At 71.0% G+C, this 19,840-nt stretch carries 15 protein-coding genes; 7 read left to right on the forward strand and 8 right to left on the reverse strand.

Annotation, left to right across the window (positions count from 1 at the left end):
- The first annotated feature begins 122 nt into the window (after positions 1-122).
- Positions 123-287, forward strand: a complete 165-nt coding sequence (locus BXA05_RS20250) for a hypothetical protein (RefSeq protein WP_211435830.1) — start codon at positions 123-125, stop codon at positions 285-287.
- Between the two features lie 102 nt (positions 288-389).
- On the forward strand, positions 390-914 hold the full coding sequence (locus BXA05_RS06445; RefSeq protein ID WP_076404367.1) for an ATP-binding domain-containing protein: 525 nt from the start codon (positions 390-392) through the stop codon (positions 912-914).
- Between the two features lie 52 nt (positions 915-966).
- Here the strand turns inward: BXA05_RS06445 and BXA05_RS06450 are convergent, their stop codons facing one another.
- Positions 967-2,646, reverse strand: a complete 1,680-nt coding sequence (locus tag BXA05_RS06450) for an SIR2 family protein (protein WP_076404368.1) — start codon at positions 2,644-2,646, stop codon at positions 967-969.
- On the reverse strand, positions 2,643-3,302 hold the full coding sequence (locus BXA05_RS06455) for a DUF6308 family protein (protein ID WP_076404369.1): 660 nt from the start codon (positions 3,300-3,302) through the stop codon (positions 2,643-2,645). Before BXA05_RS06455 ends, BXA05_RS06450 begins: the two co-directional genes overlap by 4 nt.
- A gap of 114 nt (positions 3,303-3,416) precedes the next feature.
- On the opposite strand from BXA05_RS06455, the gene BXA05_RS06460 reads away from it, so the two are divergent.
- From BXA05_RS06460 to BXA05_RS06470, 3 genes are all read left to right on the forward strand, one after another.
- Positions 3,417-3,803 (forward strand): hypothetical protein, encoded by a 387-nt coding sequence (locus tag BXA05_RS06460; RefSeq protein WP_074803530.1) that lies wholly within the window; start codon positions 3,417-3,419, stop codon positions 3,801-3,803.
- Positions 3,804-3,850: 47 nt separating this feature from the next.
- Positions 3,851-4,933 (forward strand): vWA domain-containing protein, encoded by a 1,083-nt coding sequence (locus tag BXA05_RS20255; RefSeq protein WP_076404370.1) that lies wholly within the window; start codon positions 3,851-3,853, stop codon positions 4,931-4,933.
- A 97-nt stretch (positions 4,934-5,030) separates the two neighbouring features.
- Complete coding sequence (locus tag BXA05_RS06470; protein ID WP_076404371.1) at positions 5,031-5,810, forward strand: hypothetical protein; 780 nt, start codon at positions 5,031-5,033, stop codon at positions 5,808-5,810.
- Between the two features lie 64 nt (positions 5,811-5,874).
- On the opposite strand, the gene BXA05_RS06475 is transcribed toward BXA05_RS06470, so the two are convergent.
- From BXA05_RS06475 to BXA05_RS06500, 6 genes are all read right to left on the reverse strand, one after another.
- Entirely contained in the window at positions 5,875-6,270 is a 396-nt protein-coding gene (locus tag BXA05_RS06475) for a hypothetical protein (protein ID WP_076404372.1), read from the reverse strand.
- Positions 6,267-7,436 (reverse strand): TRAFAC clade GTPase domain-containing protein, encoded by a 1,170-nt coding sequence (locus BXA05_RS06480; protein WP_076404373.1) that lies wholly within the window; start codon positions 7,434-7,436, stop codon positions 6,267-6,269. Before BXA05_RS06480 ends, BXA05_RS06475 begins: the two co-directional genes overlap by 4 nt.
- Before the next feature lie 63 nt (positions 7,437-7,499).
- The gene (locus BXA05_RS06485) at positions 7,500-9,458 is read right to left on the reverse strand and encodes a hypothetical protein (RefSeq protein WP_076404374.1); all 1,959 of its coding nucleotides are present in this window, start codon (positions 9,456-9,458) and stop codon (positions 7,500-7,502) included.
- Positions 9,459-9,573: 115 nt separating this feature from the next.
- On the reverse strand, positions 9,574-13,029 hold the full coding sequence (locus BXA05_RS06490; protein ID WP_076404375.1) for a DUF499 family protein: 3,456 nt from the start codon (positions 13,027-13,029) through the stop codon (positions 9,574-9,576).
- Positions 13,029-15,005 (reverse strand): DUF262 domain-containing protein, encoded by a 1,977-nt coding sequence (locus tag BXA05_RS06495; protein ID WP_076404376.1) that lies wholly within the window; start codon positions 15,003-15,005, stop codon positions 13,029-13,031. Before BXA05_RS06495 ends, BXA05_RS06490 begins: the two co-directional genes overlap by 1 nt.
- Before the next feature lie 12 nt (positions 15,006-15,017).
- On the reverse strand, positions 15,018-17,927 hold the full coding sequence (locus BXA05_RS06500) for a DUF1156 domain-containing protein (RefSeq protein ID WP_211435831.1): 2,910 nt from the start codon (positions 17,925-17,927) through the stop codon (positions 15,018-15,020).
- A gap of 208 nt (positions 17,928-18,135) precedes the next feature.
- Between BXA05_RS06500 and BXA05_RS06505 the strand changes: the two genes are divergently transcribed.
- A complete protein-coding gene (locus BXA05_RS06505; RefSeq protein WP_076404377.1) occupies positions 18,136-19,308 on the forward strand; it encodes an ImmA/IrrE family metallo-endopeptidase in 1,173 nt (390 codons plus the stop codon).
- Complete coding sequence (locus BXA05_RS06510) at positions 19,308-19,805, forward strand: DUF4411 family protein (RefSeq protein ID WP_076404378.1); 498 nt, start codon at positions 19,308-19,310, stop codon at positions 19,803-19,805. The genes BXA05_RS06505 and BXA05_RS06510 overlap by 1 nt, the downstream gene beginning before the upstream one ends.
- The last annotated feature ends 35 nt before the right edge of the window (positions 19,806-19,840 follow it).

Here is a 19,840-nt window from a genome sequence, read left to right on the forward strand (position 1 = left end):
TCGCCTTTCGCCGGAACCGGGGATCCCGCGAGACTACGGAGCGGTGCCGGGGCTCGCGCGTCGGCGGGTGCTGGCCGCTCCGTGCCCGCGCTCGTCCGCGGTCGGCGTGGTGTCCTGGCGGTATGGACCGACAGCCCGACGACCCGCGACGCGAGGACGGGTCGCCCGACGACGGCGGACGGCCCGACGGGCCCCGGCCTGGGCTTGTCGGGGTGCTGTGGTGCGTCGTCGTCATCGTGGCGGTGCTGGTGGTCGGCGTCGCGATCGGGATGTTGGACGGCCGCTGACGGCGCGCCACCGGGCGACTTCGCCGGCTCCTCGGCCGAGCACCTCCTACCCATCGGAGGCCTCACCCGCGCGAGGGACGCGTCCCGCTGGAGCTCGTGCCAGTGACCCTGCACGAGAACCTGCGCTCGACGAAGCAGATCGCCCAGGTGTTCGGGGCGCTCTCGCCGGAGCACATCACGCCGCGCGGCATGGAGGGGCCGCCCGTCCGGGTCGTCGACGTTCCTGCGACCGGCGCCGTCGGCGCTGCGGACGACGCGGTGGAGGCCCTGCTCGACGAGGGGTGGGGGAGCGGGCAGCTCGCGCTGCTCGCGACCGGACGTCGGCACCCGCAGCAGGTGAACGAGGTCGAGGCGGGCGGCCACGCCGCCTACTGGGACGCGTTCTTCGCCGAGGACGACGTGTTCTACGGGCACGTCCTCGGGTTCAAGGGCCTCGAGCGTCCGGCCGTCGTGCTGGCCGTCAACGGCGTCCGCGACGTCGCACGGGCGCGCGAGATGCTCTACACCGGGCTCTCCCGGGCGCGGTCGCTCCTGGTCGTCGTGGGTGACCGCTCGTGGATCGAGGACATCGGGGGAGAAACGGTGCGCCGTCGCCTCGCCCGGGCGCGGGAGTGGTCGCCGACCTGAGCCTCGCCGTGGACGTCCTCGGTGGACGACGGCGTCGTGCGTCGAGCGGGGTTCAGCCGTCGGCCGATCCGGCACCGAACTGGTCGAGGGCGTCGGCGAGCTGGGTCCAGGCGTCGTCGGCGCCGATCTGGCGGGCAGTCCTCGCCAGGTTCCTCAGGTCGGTGACGAGCGATGCCGCCTCCTCGCCGCGCTCGTCGACGTACCGCGCGTCGAGGAGGTGGGGTGCCTCGCGCTCCGCGTGCATCGCGACGACGTCAAGGAGGACGGTCAGGGCCCGTGCGGCTCGACGCCGCTCGGTCGCCTCGCGGTCGCGCCGTGCGTCGTCCGACTCGGACGGGTCAGGCGTCACGGTCGCGGCGCGCTCCTCGGCCTCCAGGGTCGGGACGACGACGTCGAACCGGCCCTTCCACAGGCGGCTGAACGCCGCGTCGTCGGCGAGATGGAGGACCGTGCCGATCTCAGGAGCGGCCGGGTCGTGCTTCTCGACGCTCGCCCGGAGGCCGGCCACCTCGTAGGCGAACCGCAGCAGGTTGTCGTCGGTCATGGACGCCCCGACGACGAGCAGGTGCTTCGTCATCATCAACGACTGGACGAGGGATCCGACGGGCTTCCACCGGTTGTCGTAGTGCACGAACGAGCTGCGGGACAGCACGATCGAGTCGGGGTGCTCCACGTCGCCGTGCATCTTGAGGAGCCACGGCCGTCCCGTGCTCGTTCGGTCCCACGGGAGCCGGTCGATGTCGGCCCGCAGCCCGTCGGTCGGGCCGCCCGCGGCCGTGACGGCCTGCTCGTAGAGCTGGTCGTAGTTGGTCGTCGCGGCCTCACGCACGCGCATGCTCGCGAGGAGGGCATGGGAGAGGCTGGGACGGGCGGACGCGGCCTTGATGATGCTCGCGACGCGAGCGCCGAGCGCCTTCTGAGTGTCCGACCTGGCCCGTGCGGACCGGTCCGCGAGCGCGACCTGGATGAGCTCCGCCTGCTCGAGCGGGCCGAGATCCTTCATGCGTTCGCGTACGTCGCCGTCCAGGTCGAGCTTCACGACGAGCTCGGTCAGCAGGTGGCTCCACGACGGGAGGCCCGCGGCGATGCTCACGCCGGCACCGAAGAACAGGGCGAGCTCACCGCGGGCGGCGTGCGCGCCGAGGTCCCGGGCGCGATCGGTGACGTGGTCAGCGAGCCCCGTGGGCCGGGCGAGCACGCGACGGCGGTGCTGGAGCGCGGAGTAGTCCGCTCGGTTCGACGCGACCAGGGTGACGTCGACACCCAGGTCGCGTGCGGCGTCGTGCAGGGTGTTGAGGAGTGCGGAGATGACCTCGCCGCGGCGCAGCCGGTGGCCGCCGTAGCCGGTCCCGACGACCGGCAGCGCGACGAGCGGCAGGTCGCGGCCCGCAGCCTCGGCAGCGGCGCGGAGGCGGTCGCCGGAGTGCTCGACGATCGCCTCGACGGCTCGGCGTGCGGCGTCGCCCACGCCGGCAGGCGTGGTGGCGACGGCGTCGAGGAACCAGACCTCGGGCCGGTTCTTGGTGCTGCGGCGAGACGTCCGTGCGGGGAGTGCAGCCCCCTGTCCCCAACCCGCCGGCTCGACCTGGCTCCACGTGGTCGCGGGATCGAGCCCGGCCGCGTCGCGCCACCAGCGCTCGACGTGGAACCCCGCGTCGGTCGGGATGACGACGGCATCGGCGCTCAGTGCTTCGAGGCGGCCGTTGACGACGAAGAGGTGACCCGCGGTCATCTGGCGACCTCCGCGTCGGCGGTGGGCACGAGGTAGCGGTGGTGCATCCACACGACGACGTCGAAGACGCGCAGCGCCGAGATGTCGTCGCCGATGCCGGCCTCGTCGCGCAGTGAGACGAGGTGCCGGTGGAGGGCGCGGTCGTCCGCGCGGAGCTCCGCGCGGAGGGCCTCCCAGAAGGAGGCGGTCGCCTGGACCGCCGCCCGGACGACGGTGTCGTAGACCGGGACGAGCCGAGGTCGCTTGCGTGCCAGGAGCTTGCCGGCGGTGACCCAGCCGATCCCGTGGATGTCCCGCAGCGTCTCCCACAGTCGGCCCGGAGCCCAGTCGTCGGGGATCGACTCCAGGTCGACGAGCTCGACATCGTGCGGGATCTCGGCGAGCAGCTGCGCGAACTCGTCCGCACGGGTCTCGAGGAGATCGATGGCTCCGTGCGGCGGGACGTTCACCGAAAGGAGCGAGACGGCGACGAGGTCGTCCGCCGTGAACCGGTCGACCGTCTCCGGGCGGTCACCACCGCCGGCCAGCCGCTCGAAGCGCGAACCTGCCCAGCCCGTCGTCCCGCCCACGGGGCCGAAGTAGCGGCGAAGGTGCTTGACGGCCTCGTCACGGAGAGGAGGCGTCAGGACCGGAGGGACGATCAGCGTCGATGTCACGGCGTCAGCGTAGGTCGGCCAGCGACGTGGACACCGCCGTGCTCGGATCCCGCGCGGGTGAAACCGGCGAGCAGATCTTGCGCGTGTGCAGTTAATGCACGTACGGTTGATCGCATGACCACGGACTCGTCGCGACATCACCGACCTCGACTCGATGCCGCCCGCGCGGCGCTCGACGAGGCGGCCGCCGCTGCGCCGGGGGCCGCCGTCGAGCCGCTCGCCCGCGCCCGGGCCCTGCTCGACGTCGCGCTCGACGAGGCGATGGCCGAGGCGCTGCTCGCAGGGTCGTCCATGCGGTCCGTTGCCGAGGCCGCCGGCGTCGCGCCGAACACCGTGCCTCCGCGCCTCGCCCGCACTTCGGCGCTCGCGGGCTACTCCGGCCCCGACGGCCGCGTGTCGGCCGAGGGCGTCACGCGCGCCCGCTACGACCGCGAGCGGGGTACCCCGCCGCCCGAGCCGACGACCGCCGTCGAACCCCTGAGGTTCCGCCGCCGCACCTGACCCGCCCGCAGCACCGTCCGCCCAGCAGCACGACGAAGGGAACCGCCATGCCTGACCAGACCCTCACCCACCTCGCCATGCTGCTCGACCGGTCCGGCTCGATGCAGACGATCAAGCAGGCCACCGAGCAGGGCTTCGACCTGTTCCTCCGCGAGCAGCGCGAAGCGCCTGGCAGTTGCACGGTGACACTCGCGCAGTTCGACAACGAGTACGAGGAGGTCTACACCGACCTCGACGTGCGCGAGGCCCCGCCGCTCGACCTGCGGCCGCGCGGCATGACCGCGCTGCTCGACTCCATCGGGCGCCTCGTCCAGACGACCGCGCTCCGCATCGCGCAGCTCCCCGAGGACCAGCGGCCCGGCGCCGTGATCGTCGGGATCATGACCGACGGCCTCGAGAACGCCTCGAAGGAGTACACGCACGCCGCGATCAAGGCGCTCGTCACCGAGCGCGAGGAGACGTTCGGCTGGACGTTCCTCTACATGGGCGCCAACCAGGACGCCATCGAGGTCGGTGCGTCGCTCGGCGTGAAGCGCGAGCGGTCGCTCACGTACGACACGGCGAACGTCGACCAGGCGTACGCCGCGACGTCGCGCAGCATGGCGGGCATGCGCACGGCCATGGCAGCGGGCGCGCCGCCCGCTGCGGCGCGCGACCAGCACGCGGTGTACACGGAGGCAGACCGGGCCGCGGCCGGTGGGCCCGTACCGGGTCGCACGAGCTCTTGGGCCGGTCGTCCCAGCGCCGCCCCCGCATCGGTGCCCGCACCGCGGGGGACGAAGGATGACCCGTTCGACGAGCAGCACCTGCTGGACCATGTGCGCTCGGTGCTCGCGTCGGGCGCACCGACGCTCGCCGACGTGGGCATGTTCGGCGGACGCGCGGTCGTCTGGGCGACCGTGCGCGGCGTGCCGGTCTTCCTCAACGCGGACTCGTCGCGCGCCGCGCTCCAGCAGCTCGTCGACGCGTCCGCGCGCGGGCCTCTCCCGTGGACCGTCATCGCGAGCCAGAGCGGTCAACTCAACAAGGTGACGTTCCGGTCCGGTGAGCGGGTGCCCGGGTTCTACTGCTACACGAGCGCGGTGCAGTCCGTGGCGGGCCCTCTGGGTGGGGTGGCCGTCGCACGCTGAGCGCCCGACGCCGCGGCGCGGGTCGCGAAGAGCGGCTCGCCCCGCGCTCGACATGGATGGGTGCGCAAGATCGCACCCGCACGACACGGAGGTTCCCATGATCGTCCCCTTCCAGCACCGCGTCGTCCTGGTGAAGCTGACCCAGTTCGGCGGCACCACCGTCCCGGCGGAGGTCCTCTACGACGCCGCACACGCGTGGTGGCGGGTCGCAGCCCACCGTCGTCACGGACCAGAGGCCGTCGAGGTCGCGCTCGCCGTGCGAGACAACGCGGTCGTCGGGGCATGGTGGGTCGAGGCGTGGACGCCGGACGACGACGGCGTGCGCTGGTCGTTCGAGGGCCGGGAGGACCCTGCGCTCGACATCCTGTACGAGGGTCTCGACGTCACCCCGTGGTTCCCCCGCGGAGCGCAGAACCCGCTGCGCTACGTCGGTCCGGACGGAGCCGCTGAGCAGGGCGACCCGCTCGACGACGACGGCGGGACCGACGAGGAGCCGGCTTCCGCCGGGCGTGCGACGTTCGCGTCGTTCGACGAAGCTCTCCAGGACTTCGGGATGCCGGTGGAGAACCAGGCGCGACTGCGGGAGATCGCAGGCGGTCTCGACTTCACCACGGTGTGGATCCCCTCGGCTCGGTCCTACGTCGCGGTCGGTACGCCGGGGAAGCCGGCGGCGGCGTACTTCGGCGTCGGGTACGTCTCGATCCGCCGTGGCCCGAACGATTACGAGGTCGTCGAGCTGCCGAACTTCCGCGGAGGTCGTCGGCGGGGAGGGCAGGCCGATGGCGCTCGCCGGCTCGACGAACGCGTCTTCGGCACCTGCCCCACGTGCCATACGCAGCTGCCCGCGAACGGCCGGTGCGACACCTGCGATGACTGAGCTGGTAGCGCCGATCGGCTGTCGGGATCTCGTGGGAACGGATGGATCGCCAGACGCTGGGCCGTCAGCTCTTGTCGTCGGACCCGGCGCCCGCCACGTGGTCGAGGGCGAGGCGAACCTCGGACCGCGACGGTGGCTGGGCCCGGTCCCACACGCGGTCGTACGCCTCCGCCAGCCGAGGCCAGACGAGGCGCAGCCCGTCGTCGACGGACCGCACGTCGTCCGCGGACGGCGGCAGGACCACGATGTCGTGCGGGACCACCCGACCCGCACGGTCTTGCCGGCCTGCCGGGTCGGGGTAGCGCAGAGCAACGAGTCGCCCGACACGGCGGTATGCCGTCGTCTCGCCCTCGATCCCCGCGAACGCGAGGTCATACGTCGACAACGGGTCCTCGAAGCCGCCGTCGAGGAGGAACCGGAAGCCCCAGGACCGACCGCGCGTCGCCCAGATGAGATTCACCGAGGGCTCTTCCTGAAGATCCCCTCGTCCTCGCCGCGGTCGAGGTCGAGCTGGAACTGCGTCAGAGTCGCGGTCAGGTAGTCGCGGTTCGCGCGGGCTTGCTCGTTGACTTCTCTGATCTTCGACTCGCTGAGCTGAATCGCACCTGCGAGCAACGGGAGCGCGACCTTCGCGAGCAGGGTGCCGACCCGAGGCACCTTCCCGAGGAACGTGCTGACGATCCCCGTGCCGATGAGGACGGTAGCGAGCGCGTCGGCATTGTCTGCGAGGCTGTCGAGCCACTTGCGCGGAATCTCGAGCTTCTCGGCCCATCGGACCAGGCGCTCGAGGGGGAGCAGCGCAGCCACCGGCAGTATGAGGTCGAGACCGATGCGATCTGCGACCTCGATCCGTCCGGGTTCGAACCTTGCCGACGACAGCAGCAGGTAGTCCTCTCCCATCGAGAGTGCCTCAGGGAGCTGCACGAACTCCCGCAAGACGTCGTGCAGAGCGGCGACGTCGCTGCCTGCTTTCTCGATGAGCAGGTCGCGAAACCCATGGACGTCAAGATCGGGGTGCAGGTCGGACTTGGACAGCGCGAGCATCCAGATGCGTGGGAACTCGACCAGTGGTTCGCCGTCGTCGAGGAGCTCGTGCTTGAGCCGGAGCAGGCCATCCCGAAGGCTGCTGAACAGCGCCTTGAGGTACCGCTCCTCCTCGCCGGCGTGGTCGAGGAGCTGCTGTCCGTCGACCAGGACGAGGGCAACGTCGGAACGCAGCAGCGTCCGGAACGTGTCGACCCGCCGCGCCAGCTCTTCATCGGTGCCGGGCTCCTCCTCGAACCACTCCCCGGGATAGTCGTGCCAGACGAGACGGAGCTCGTCGAACGGTCGCGACTTGGCGGCCTTGGCGTCACCCGAGTCCTTCAGCGTGATAGTGAAGGAGTAGCGAATCGCGGAGAAGCGGTTCGTGGCAGGCACGCTGGCACGGTTCTTCATGCCCAGGTAGTTCTGGTAGAGCCGGTTGCCCTGCCCGGCATCGTCGGCGAGGACGCGGAACAGGCTCTCCTTGTCGAGTGCCTGCTCCTGGGCCGCCCCGTAGAACGACGAGAGGAGGACGGTCTTGCCACTGCCGCTGGCGCCGAACACGGCAATGTTCTGCTCACGGACCCGGGGTTTTGTTGCCACGGCGGTGACGCTAGCAGTCGCGGTGCGGCGTACCCGAGCCTCGTTGGCAGACTTCACCCGCGGTCAGTTGGTCTTCTGCGTTGGGAGATGCGGGCCGAGGTAGCCGACGTAGACGTGACCGTCGATGTCGACGGCGTCGTGGTAGTGCATCCGAGGCGAGATCATGCCGGACTGGGCGATCTTGAAGTGGGCACCCATGAACACGGATCCAGTCGTGTCCACCGACCGGGGGACGCGAAGCACGCGGGGTCCGCGGTACTTGGAGTTCTGCTTCACGTCGTCGCTCTCGTCGCGTGCGTGCCTGTTCGCGGGAAACCCATGAAGCGTCGCAGGCGTGTTGCTCAGATAATCATCGACGGTGTGGGCACGCCCTGCCAGGTGCTCGACCGTGTAGTCCTGGAGGGCCTGGAGCGCAGACCACGCCTTGCGTGCCCAGCGGCCCAGCGGGTCCCGGACGTCGAGCAGCTCGGTGGGATCGCCGTCCCCCGTCCAGACGAGGGCAGGGAACTCTGAGAAGCGGTCGAGCAGCTGGCCGAAGGATTCCGGAGGCTCGGCACCAATCTCGTCCTGGCTCGGGTCGGCCCAGGCGTCCTCATAGCGCTCGGCATCCTGAAGGCGCATGCGGAGCGCGTGAACGGTCCGCTCGGCAACCAGCTGGCGGTCGCTGGTCTCGCGGTGCTCGACCTGCTCGTCCTCGAGCCGGCGGGTGCTCTCGGCGACGGCATCCCGCAGTTCGACGACCGTGCGGGTCAAGCCGCCGATCTGCTGGTCCTTGCGCTCGATCGCGAGGCTCAGCCGATCGGCGGCGAGGGCGCGCTCGCGGAGGCGCTCAATCGCCTCGGCATTCGTCTCGGACTCGCCGAGGACGGACTGCAGCGCCGCCGCCAGCGCGAGGTGCGTTTCGACAGAGCCGAGGTCGACCGGCGCCTCGGTTCGTCCGGCCAGGTCGTCGTGTCCGTCGGGCGCGAGATCGGCGCCCGGTTCGGACGGCTCCACCGGCAGGGTGACCGACCCCGCAGCCGGCTCTGGTGTCGGCGGTGCGACGACCTCCGCGGTGCGCTCCTCGGCGAGGTGATCGATCACCTCCTGGCTGCGGGTCTCGTCGATCTGCTGCCGCGCAGCGAGGAAGTCGTCGTCCGCACGACGCAGCAACAGTTCTTCGACCCGGACCGCGGGACGGGGCAGCGGAACAGCCAGCGCGGCCTCGCGCGCGGTCTCGCCGAGCACCCGTACGACGCGATGGCTCCGGTCCTGGACGATCCGCTCCGTCCCCAGCACGGGATGTCGCAGGGCGTCGAGGTCGCTCGTCGTGTCGACGCCACGCATGAACGTCCGCATCGTGCCGGGAGCGACGGCGTGCCGCGGCCCGACCGCGCGCGCGAATCGCCGCGTGGCGTCGGCGTCGAGGACGTAGCCCGCGGCGAGCCCCGTCGTCTGGCGGAGGAGTGCGCGCACCAGCTCGGTCCACGGTTGCAGGGGCAGCGTGTCGTCGCTGCCGGCCACGAAGACCGGTCCGCGGCGGCGCGGGTCGCGCAGCGCCTCCACGAGGTCGTCGACGTCGTCCGGGCTGGCGACGAGCGCCTCAGGATCGAGGCGAGCCCCGCCGTCTCGGCCGTCGAGCACCTCGAGCAGCGACTGGGCGAGCCGCGGCCTCGCGGTCCACCGCGGACGAGTGGTGGAGCCTTCGGCTCCCACGGAGTCGGGTGCGATGACGTCGAGCCATACCCAGGGGTCGCGTCGGTGCGTGTGCGGGTCGTGCAGGAGGAGCTGCGACGTCCAGAGGCCCGCGGGGCTCTTCTCCTGCATGAGGAAGAAGACCGACTCCGACCCGTCCACCTCGGTGTCGAGGGTGAGCGTCGCCTCGACACCGGGGGCGATCTGCACGGTCGCACCCGGGACGATCGCGTCGGCGTCGTACCTCTTGGAGCGGATCCACGCGTAGAGCTGGGCAAGGGCTGCGGGGACCATCTGCTGCCCGTGAGCGACTCCGGCGACAGTGAAGTACGAGCGGTAACCGAGCATTCGAGGACCCCCTGCGGCGGCGCTGTCGAGTGGGGATCACTTCACCACACGCCACTGACAGCCTGGGCGTTCCCACCGCTCGCGTCGGCGGTGGGAACGCGAACTTCACCCCCCCCTACGACTCCTCGAACCCCGCCTGGTCGAACGTGAGCTGTGTCGCGTTCTCCCGGACCGTGCGCACCTGCTGCTCGGTGAACCCGTCGGGGGCCGTCGCGGTGATCTCGATCCGCACCTCCAGGTCGACCGCGTCCGCCGCGGCGAGGTGCTGGATGACCTCCTGCGTCACCTTCGCGAAGTCGCCCGCGTACCGCTCTGGGCTGAGCACCTTCGCGCCGAAGAACCGACGCTGGACGGCTCGACGAGGCGGAGTCGGGCCGGGCGAGGGAGGATTGCCGTCCGGTCCGGGCATCGGTGCCGGTGCCCTGCGCCCGGCGTCACTGCCATCGTCCCCGCCGCTCGTCCCGCCCGAGGCACCTCCGGCATCCGGCCCGCCGTCGACGGGCACCTGCTCCGCTGCGCGCTGCGCAAGCGCGCGGTCAGGGCGCACGAGCAGCATCGAGTCGCTGAGCGAGAGCGGCTCGGGAACGTCGCCCGGGAGCCACAGCCGGTCGTAGACTCCGGTGTCCGCGTCGAACCCGTACGCGATCGCGAAGCCCTCGTCGGTCCAGACCAACGACGTGCGCGTCGCGAGCACGGCGTCCTCGAGCACGCGCCGGTCCCGGAGGCGGTCGAGGTACGGGTACCGCGAGTAGAAGTCCCAGAGCCGCCCGAACTCGACGTGACCCGCCGACCACACGGACGACAACGCTCCGTCGAGCGCCATGCGGACGTTGATCGGCGCGTAGCTCACGGCGAGCTCCTGGCCACGACGCAGCTTCTCGCTGACCCGCTCCGGCAGTGGGCCCTTGCCCTCGGCGATCCGCTCGAAAACGATCGACGCGGGTGCCTTCGGGTCGAGCTGTTGCGGCACGAGGCCAGCCGTGTAGGTGGCACTGATGCGCGACGTGACGGTGTCGTCCGCTTGCGCGGCACGGCCCTGTGCCTGCTTGAGCTGCTGCGGACGCAGGTCGAGCGCATCTGCGTCACGCACGATCGAGGTCCACGCGAGGTACTCGCGGGCCGCGGCCTCCAGCTCGTCGTAGCGCTGGGCGTCGGCGGCGACGAGCACCACCATGTTGCGCCGAGCGCGCTGCCCGTTGCCCACGTGCAGCAGCAGGTCCTCGGCGAAGTCCCGGGCCTTCGAGGTCTCCTTGCCGTACGTCATGCTCGGGTGCACGACGACGAGCCGCACCTCGTCCGTGTCTGGCACGTCTCCGGTGTCCTGCGGCGCGACGTGCACGCCGGCGAACATGCCGTGCGCGCCGCGCGAGAGCGGATTGAGCCGCCGGACGATCTCCGCCCACACGTCCTCCGGGACCTCGCGGAGGCGATCCGCGCGGTCGGCCGCCTGACGGGAGATCGAGGCCGTCGTGTCGTACCAGTACCTCCCGGACTCGGAGTACAGGTACGTCGCGCGCTGGCCGAGGATCTCGAGCGCGTCCCCGAAGTGCCCCATGGTGTCGCCCGGAACGGCGACGCCGAGCCAGACGCGGGGTCGCTCGAGCCCCTTGTGCGCGGTCCCGAGGGTCGGTGCAGACCCCAGGAAGATCGTCCGTGCGATCCGGCGTGTGAGCGCGCGGGAACCGAAGCTCGGACGCTCGGTGTCGATCTTGACCGGTGTCGACGCCTCGCCGTCGATGTCCGAGTCGACGATCGGCTTCCAGTTGTCGGGCAGGTACTTGGTGAGCTCGCTGAAGACGGCCGGGTCGTGGACCGGGATCGTCCCGGGACTGATGAGGGGCGACGCGTCCTGCGCGCTCCACAGCGCGTGGATGACGATCGACATGAGTCGCAGCACGCCGCGCGTGCGCTGGAACTTCTCCAGCGTCGACCAGTCCTCGTAGAGGCGGTCGAACAGCTCGGGGTGGATCGGGTAGGCGACGCGGATGCGGTTCTCGTACTCGCCCGACGTCACGTCTCGGGGGAACTGCCCCGTGCTCTGCTGGTAGTACTGCGCGTACTGGCGAGCGACCGCGGCGATGTCCGCGCGAGCGACGGCGTCCGGCTCTTCGAAGAGCCGACGCTTGACGATCTCGAACGACTCGGTGGCGCTCGCGGGCCGCCAGTCGTCGGCTGTACGCCCGACGACGTGCTGCAGCCGCTCCAGCGCCTCGCGCCCGTTCGGTCCGCCGACCTCGAGCGCACTGCCGCCGCCGCCCGCGTCGAGGGTGTCGGACGCGGGGATCGACACGACGAGCATCGCGCCTGGCACCGCGCGCACGAGCTCGGTGAGGTGCTGCGCGAAGGTGAACTGTGCGGCGAAGTCGCCGCCGGGCAGGCCCTCCTTGCCGACGAGCAGCCGGGCGTAGGCGACCCACTCGTCGATGAGGATGACGGCCGGCGCGTGCTCTCGGACGAGGTCCGCGAGCACGTCGCCCGGCGGTACGCCCTGCTCGTCGGCCCGGGCGACGCGGTCGTAGGCCGGGCGGCCGCCGAGCTGCCACGCCAGCTCGCCCCAGAGCGTCCGGACCTCGGTCCCGTCCTCCTTGACGAGCGGCTGGCTCGGTGACAGGTGCGTGCCGACGAGGGTCACGCGTCGCACGTCGAGCGTCGCCAGCGGGTCGTCGCCGGGCTCGGTGTCGTCGGCCACCGCACGCGGGAAGACCGTCCCGACGATCTCCTGCACCGCCTGGGGGAGCTGCGCCGTCGTGATCCCGGAGAACAGGTGGTAGAGCGCGAGCATCGAGTGCGTCTTGCCGCCACCGAACTGCGTCTGCAGGTTCATCACCGGGCTGGCGTTCAGGTCGCCCGACACCCGACGCAGCGCTCGCTCCAGCAGCTCGGCGAGGCCGCCCGTGACGTACGTGCGGGCGAAGAACTCGCGTGGGTCGGTGTACTCGGGGGCCTTGGCCTGCCCCGTCGCGACCTGGTGCAGGTCAGCGGCGAACTCGGCGGCGTTGAACTGCCCCGTCGCGACGTCACGGTGCGGGGTGATGACGTCGCGCCACGGCTTGATCGCGGTCCCCGCCTGGGTACCGGGCACGTTCACGGCGGCGGAGGCGGCCTTGACCGTCTTGCGCGTCTGGTCCTCGAACACCTGTCGCTGGTGGTCGAGGCGGATCTTGCTGACGGCCTCGGCCTGGTCCTTCGCACCGACCGCGGTGAGGAGCCGCTCGGCCGTGTCGAGCGCGCGGTAGGTGTCGTCGCTCGAGATGCTCGGGTCGTGCGCCCAGCGGTTGCCGACCGCGCGCAGCTCCGAGGCGAGCGCCTGCTCCGGGCGGCCGAGGACTCCCGAGAAGACGCGCCACTCCTCGGTGACGACCTTGAGCAGGAAGCGGGGGTCGTCCGTCGAGTACGTCTTGGCGGTGCCGTGCTTCGCGGCGTCGCGGGCCGCGAGCACGCTCACCCACTCCGTGCCCGGGGGCGTCCCCGCGGGCAGCGCGGCGGTCATGTGCTCGTCGACGAACGGCCGTAGGCCGTCCGCGAGGAGCGTCAACCCGCGGCCGACCTTCTCCTTGTTGCTCAGCGCCATCAGGCCGCCCCCTCGATCGTGGTCTCGTCGCCGACGTCCGAGAGGGTCGTGCCGTCCTCGGGGTCGTCGGGCTCGGGTTCGAACGCCGCGGCGTCCTCGCTGCCGTGCAGCGAGCCGTCCTGCACGACGACGTCCCGCGTGACCCGCTTGCCCGTCGCCTGCTCGATCAGGCCGACGAGCGCCTCGCGCCGGGCGTCGAAGAACGCCCCGAAGTCCGCGGCGCGCAGGAGCGCGGGATCGACGAGGTGGGTGCGCAGCAACCGGTCGAGGTGCTCCGGCGGCAGGGTCGTGTCCTTCTCGAGCCGGGGGAGGTAGACCGCGGGGGAGTCGCCGCGCAGGAAGATGTTCGTCTTCTTCGCGAGCGGGGTCTTGTTGACGATCGACTCGCGCAGGTCGGGGTCGATGCCGTTCTTCTCGCACCACGCCTTGGGGAAGATGTGGTGCACGTCGATCTGCAGGTCGAGGTAGCTCGCCTGGTCGATGGCCTGGTCGACGCGCCAGTCGATGCAGTGCTGCGTCATGAGCAGCGCGTACAGGCCCTTGTACGCGGCCGAGTTGCGCGTGCGCATCGACAGCAGGCGGGACTCGACGAAGTGCGAGTCTTGGACGGTCACGGGCGCGGGGACGTCGGCGCCCGACTTCGCGGCGAGGGCCCAGGCGGGCACCTGCTCGACGTCGCGCGCGAACCGGGACTCCGTCGTCGACCCGTAGAGCTCGCCGAGCACGCCGCACCAGTACCACTGACGGATGCGTGCGAGGACCGCGTGCGCGTCGATCTGCTCGCCGAGCAGCACGCGCAGCACGGCGAGCGGGACGGTCTGCGTGCGATACGGCAGGAACGCGCTGGTGTGGATGTGCTGACGCGTGTAGAAGCCCGCTGCCCAGATCATGCCCTCGCGGACCCGGGGCGCCCACCGCAGGTACTCGGCGAGCGTGAGCTTGAGGACGTCCTCGCCGCGCGCGCTGACCGCGGCGGGCTTGGGCTTGCCCGCGGCGACGTCGCGCTGCTTGCGCTCGATCGTCGCGAGAAGCAGGACGGCCTGGAGGAAGTCGGTGCTCTTGATGTCCCGGAGCACGGGGTACGGACCGAAAGCCACCCTCGTGGTTTCCCAGTCCTCTCCGAGCCGAAAGTCGTCGCCGTGCTCTGCGTAGTACGCGGCGTCCCCGGCGAAGATCGCGGTCAGCAGCTCGAAGTTGTTGAGCGGCAGACCGCCGGAGTTCACCTTCTCGAAGACCGTGGCGACGGCCTCCTTGGTGGTCTGCTTGTCGAGCTGGATCGCGGGGACCACGTAGCCCGTGACGGGTTGAGCGACCTGGGTGTTGAAGGCGTTGACGACGGCACTACGACGAGGCATGTCGTCGGGCCCGCCCGCGTTGAGGTAGTCCACGAGCCACCCGAGCACGTTCCCGCCGAACAGCACGGTGAACGGCATGAGGCCCGCCTCGACCTGCCGATCATGCGATGAGACATCCAGCTCGACGCCGCGGTCGAAAAGCGTGCGGACCACGCCGTCGGCGGGAAGGGACCGCACTGCCTCCTCCTGGTCGGAGGGGTCACCCAGCGCGCGCTCGACGTCAAGGAAGTAGCGCCGTTCGAGGTCCTTGCCGCGAGCGTCCTGCGTCTCCACGATTCCTGTACCGGTCAGCGACTGGTAGAGCGACGTCATGCGCTGCTGCCCGTCGAGCAGGAGCCGGTCCGGCTCGGCGAGGGTAGCCGCGGGGTCGGTCTGCCGGACGCGGTTGAGGTCCGCGGTGACGCGCTCGATGGGCTGCGGCTTGAAACGGACGTGGTCGCCGCCCGTCTCGAGCAGCATGAGTGCACCCATGGGGTGACCGCGCAGCACCGTGACGAGGAGCTGACGGATGCGCTCGTCGTCCCACTTGTAGCCGCGCTGGAAGTCGGGGAGCTGGATCTTCCCGCTCCCCACGTCGGCGAGCAGTTCGGTGAGCTTGAGCTGCGGGGTCTGGAATCCCATCGGGTGCGCGTCCTACTCGTCGTCGAGGGTGGTGAAGAGGTCGCCCTGCGTCGCCGGTGCGGGGACGCGGCGCGCGGCGTGCGTGAGGTCGGACCACGACGTGCCGAGGCCGTTGAAGAGCAGCGCGTCCTGGGGACGCGAGTCCTGGCTCAGCTCGTAGAGCCGGTAGGCGAGGAGCTGCACCGCGTCGAGGTCTACGCGCTGCCCGACGGCGGCGAGCAGCCGGGCGGTCGTCTCACCGCCCTCGGCGGCGTACGAGCGCGCGAGGTGGCACGTTGCCTCCCACAGGGAGATGCGGTCGTCCGCGAGCGGGTCCCACGACGCGTCGAGGTCCGCGGGGGCGATGAGCTGGACCTTGCCTGCCCGGGAGTGCAGGACCCCGCCGCGCGCCAGGCCTTCGACGGACGTGTTCTTGGCGCGCGCGAGCGTGTCCGCTTCGCCAAAGGGCTGGGCGTCCCAGCCGTACTGGCGGTACCAGTCGAGGCAGAACCGCGTGTCCGCGTCGAGCTCGGCGTCCTGCTCGGACAGCACCTCGTCGAGCGCCTGGTTGATGAGCGCGAGCGCGGTCTTGACGCTCATGGGTGTGCCGTCGGCCTCGAGCACCCGGCTGTACCGGGAGAACACGGCCATGCCCGGGCCGATCGTCGCCTGCGCGAGGTCCACCGGCGCGATCGCCCCCTGCTGCATCTCGCGCAGCGCATCGGGCAGCTCGGCCTTGAGCGCGGCGAGGAACCCGCGGCGGTTGGTCGCCTGCGCGGTCGCGTGCCGCGGCCGGAGGGCAAGCACGATCGACGACGCGAGCGCATTGGTACCTGACGCGATCATCCGGTTCCCGAGTTCCGACCGCACCGGCCAGGTGGCCGTGATGGTCCAGCCCGCGCGGATCATGCCCTCGAGCAGCGTCGACCATCCGGTGCTCGCGATGCCCTCGGACTCCAGCTCCGCCTGCTTGAACGCGTAGTAGACGGTGATCGGGGCGTCGTCCGAGGCCGATTCCCGTGCGCGGGCGAAGACGTGCTCGAAGCCCTCCTCGAAGAACCGCGACGCCTCGTCCTTGCCACCGTGGCGGTACGGGTTCGCGACGAGTTCCTCGGACTTGGGCACGAGCATCGTGGAGAACAGCGTCGGGTGGACGTCGCGCAGAGAGCGTCGGAGCCACACGTAGAAGTAGTCGGAGAGGTCGGAGTACCCGATGTTGTCGTAGTACGGCGGGTCCGTGGAGATCAGGACTCCGTCGTAGCGCCGCGCAGCGGCGTCGGCCTGCCGGGCGGTGCCCTCGCTGCTCGCGGGGATCTTGTCGAGCGATCGACACACCCAGTTGAGGTCTTCGAGGTAGTCGCCGGAGGACCCGCCAAACGGGTTGGACTCCGCGAAGTCCCATGCCATGGGTATGGCCTGCCGTGCGAAGAGGCCGCGTACGGCCTCCATCTTCGGGCTGCTGTCCCAGGTGTTGAGGGCGTTGGCCTTGTTGGTCGTGCGACTGATCGCGAACGCGAGGTAGGTGGCGACGGCGTCGGCGTAGGCCGCGGCGCCGCTGCCGCCGTCGGCGAGGCGGTCACCTTCGTCCAAGCCGGCAGTGAGTGCGTCCTGAAGGACCTGCTCTCGGGCCTCGCTGACGAGATCGCTCAAGGTCGCTAGCGCAACGACTTGCCGATCGGTGAAGTAGTCGGCGAACGTGAAGAACCCCCAGCGGCGTCCCTGTGCGTTTCCTCCGAAGGTCCCGCGGGAAGGAGCATTGACAGCGGCGTCCGCCCGAATGCTGCGGGCGAGTGCATTTGGCTTGCTTGCCGCACGCTTGTGTTCAGCGGTCGCAGGGAGGTAGAGGCGCCTGCGCTGGCCCTCCGCAACGACGGCCATGAGCGTCGGTTTGGGCTGGTCGTCGTGGGCGACGTCAGTCTGACGATGTGCCTCAGACGCGGAAACGTAGGTGCCGCAAGCGACACAAGAGCCACCCTTCTGGCCCGACATCGTGCCGTCGTTCTCTCTCGTCGGGGCGTCCTTCGGGTCGTGGCCGATGGTGAAGGTGACCCGGCGACCAGAGGGGGCTGCGGCGTCGGGCACGACGGACGGGACGACGTACGCCTCCTTCCCCTTCTTCTTGCCCAGCCACCACGAGCGCACGAGGGGCATCTCGATGCCGCAGCCGGGGTTGGGGCACGTGACCGTGCGGGCCCAGATCCATGCGATGACGGTGGCCTCGGTCTGCTTGGCGGTGCGCTCGTCGGTGACCGTCGCCGTCGGGTAGAGGTCGCCGATGCGCTCCTGCGCGCGCTCGCACATCCACGCGCCGTAGCGGCGCACGTCTTCGGCGAGACCGGTCGCGCGCGGCCAGTCGCCGAGGCGCGTCTCCGCAGCGTCGGGGAAGACGGGCGGTCGCCCGGCGAAGATCGGCGGGATCTCGATGAGCGCCTTGTTGATGAGCACGGCGACGGGGTTGAGGTCGCTCGCGTGGGCCTCGAGCCCGAGCCGCTGCGCCTCGAGCGGGATGGTGCCCCCGCCCGCGAACGGGTCGAGGATCGCGGGCGGGTTGCCGCCGGTCGAGCGCAGGATCTCCTCGTGGGCCTCATGGAGGAGGGCGTCGTCGTTGACGTTCTCCCATACGACGAGGCGGCGGACGAGGTCGTGCAGGCGCTCGCGCTCGACACGCTGCTCCTCCTCCGTCGGGAAGCGGTCGGGGTGCGACGACGGGTCGTCCACGAGCTGGGCGAACAGCACCGCTCGCGCCGCGGCGAGGGGCCGGCGGGCCCACCACAGGTGCAGCGTCGACGGATGCCCGTGGCGAATCGACTTCTCGCGCGCCGACTCGCGGTTGATGTCCTCCAGCGGCAGCGAGACCTCGATGAGCTTGCGAGCCGGCGGCCTCGGTTCCCCACCATCGACGGGTCCGGGGGTGGTGGACGGGGCGGTCTCGAGGGGTCTCACCTCGCCAGTATGCCCAATATGTTGTGCCTTTCGGTTCCCGCCTGGTCTGCTGGCCGCTCGGATCGCCGGACTTCACCCGCGGCACTGTCGGATCCTGGCTCTCGAACTGGCGGACAGCGGTGAGTGCACCGCCTCCGCACCCTGTCCATGGCCGCGTCGAACGGTGCTCGCGCGGCTACGATCGGAGCCCCAGAGGAGGTGATGTTCGGTGTCCGTCTCGGTCCGCGTGCCGGTAGCGCCCGCGCTCCTGCGCTGGGCCGCCAGCCGCTCGGGCCGCGAGCCTGGAGACATCGAGAACCGCTTCTCCCGATGGGACCGGTGGGTCTCGGGTGCCGAGAAGCCGACCCTGCGGCAGCTGGAGAACGTCGCGAGGTACACGCACGTGCCGTTCGGGGTGTTCTTCCTCGACGAGCCGCCCGCCGTCGAGCTGCCCATCCCGGACTTCCGCCGTACCGGTGACCGCGACGAACGCACCCCGAGCCAGGACTTGCTCGCCGTGATCCAGGCGAGCCAGCGGCGTCAGGACTGGTTCCGCGACTACGCGCTCGCGCTCGGCCTGGACCCGAGCCCGGCCGTCGGTGCGGCGCGGGGGCTCGACGTCCCGCCGGCGGCGGCGCTCGCGACGGAGCTGCTCCGGTTCGACGTCGCCCAGCGCCCGAAGCGCAGGGAGGACGTGCGCCACCACCTGCGCCACGTCTTCGAAGAGCTTGGCGGGCTCGCCGTGTTCTCGTCGATGGTCGGCAACGACACCCATCGTCTGCTCGATCGCGACGAGTTCCGTGGGTTCACGCTCGCGGACCCGCTCGCACCGCTCGTGTTCGTCAATGCCCGCGACACGCTCTCCGGGCAGACGTTCACGTTCCTCCACGAGTTCGCGCACGTGCTGCGTGCCGAGTCGGGCGTGAGCGACGAGGACCCGGCGCGCCCGGCGCCGGGCGACGCCGAGCGGTGGTGCAACGCCGTCGCGGCCGAGGTGCTCGTGCCGCGGGCCGACCTCGCGCGGCAGGTCGAGGCGCACCCGCTCGACGGCTCGGAAGCGCTCGACGTCAGCCTCGACCGCCTGGCAGGTCGCTACCAGGCGAGCACGCTCGTCGTCCTCCTTCGGCTGCGCGAGGTGGGCGCGGTCCGTTCGGAGGGGTTCGCGGACTTGTTCGACATCGAGCGAGCCCGGGTCGAGCGGCTGGCCTCGGCGCGCCAGGACACCAGCGGAGGCGGGGACTTCTACAACAACCAGCCGTTCCGCGTGGGCGAGCGCCTCGCGCGCGCCGTGATCTCGGACACCTACGAGGGCCGCACGTCGTACACGGACGCCCTCGCGCTCCTCGGCTTCTCCTCGGTGAGCCAGATCGACACGTTCGCGACGCGGCTGGGGATGCGCTGATGCACCTGCTCGACGCGAACGTCCTCATCGAGGCCGCGCGGACGTACTACCCGCTCGACGTCGCGCCCGGGTACTGGGAGTGGGTCGAGGCGTCCCACGCCCGGGGAATGGTCGCCTCGGTGGCGGCGGTGCGTGAGGAGATCATTCACGGAGACGACGCGCTCGCCGAGTGGGCGCGCATCGTGCCGACGTCGTTCTGGATCCCCGAGTCCGACGCGACGGTCGCGGCGATCGGGGTGCTCGCCACCTGGGTGGAGCGACCCGAGAGCCCGTTCACCCGGGCGGCGCGGGACGAGTTCCTCGACTCCGCAGACCTGCTGCTCATCGCCGAGGGGATGGCGCACCGCCACGTCGTCGTGACGCGTGAGCTCTCGCACCCCGAGTCGAAGAAGAGGGTTCTCATCCCTGATGCGTGCCTGCCCCACGGGGTCCGATGGGAGAACCCGTTCGACGTGTACCGCGCGCTCGGGCTGCGACTCGAGCGCCCCGTGCCTTGAGGGTCAACTGAGCCGCGCCCGACGAGAGGGTCCGA

Source organism: Cellulosimicrobium funkei (assembly GCF_900155925.1).
Classification (GTDB): Bacteria; Actinomycetota; Actinomycetes; order Actinomycetales; family Cellulomonadaceae; genus Cellulosimicrobium; species Cellulosimicrobium funkei.

Bases quoted from the DNA above. Each gene is read 5' to 3' on its own strand.
- BXA05_RS20250 (WP_211435830.1), top strand. From the start codon at position 123: ATGGACCGACAGCCCGACGACCCGCGACGCGAGGACGGGTCGCCCGAC.
- BXA05_RS06450 (WP_076404368.1), bottom strand. From the start codon at position 2,646: ATGACCGCGGGTCACCTCTTCGTCGTCAACGGCCGCCTCGAAGCACTG.
- BXA05_RS06460 (WP_074803530.1), top strand. From the start codon at position 3,417: ATGACCACGGACTCGTCGCGACATCACCGACCTCGACTCGATGCCGCC.
- BXA05_RS20255 (WP_076404370.1), top strand. From the start codon at position 3,851: ATGCCTGACCAGACCCTCACCCACCTCGCCATGCTGCTCGACCGGTCC.
- BXA05_RS06470 (WP_076404371.1), top strand. From the start codon at position 5,031: ATGATCGTCCCCTTCCAGCACCGCGTCGTCCTGGTGAAGCTGACCCAG.
- BXA05_RS06485 (WP_076404374.1), bottom strand. From the start codon at position 9,458: ATGCTCGGTTACCGCTCGTACTTCACTGTCGCCGGAGTCGCTCACGGG.
- BXA05_RS06490 (WP_076404375.1), bottom strand. From the start codon at position 13,029: ATGGCGCTGAGCAACAAGGAGAAGGTCGGCCGCGGGTTGACGCTCCTC.
- BXA05_RS06495 (WP_076404376.1), bottom strand. From the start codon at position 15,005: ATGGGATTCCAGACCCCGCAGCTCAAGCTCACCGAACTGCTCGCCGAC.
- BXA05_RS06510 (WP_076404378.1), top strand. From the start codon at position 19,308: ATGCACCTGCTCGACGCGAACGTCCTCATCGAGGCCGCGCGGACGTAC.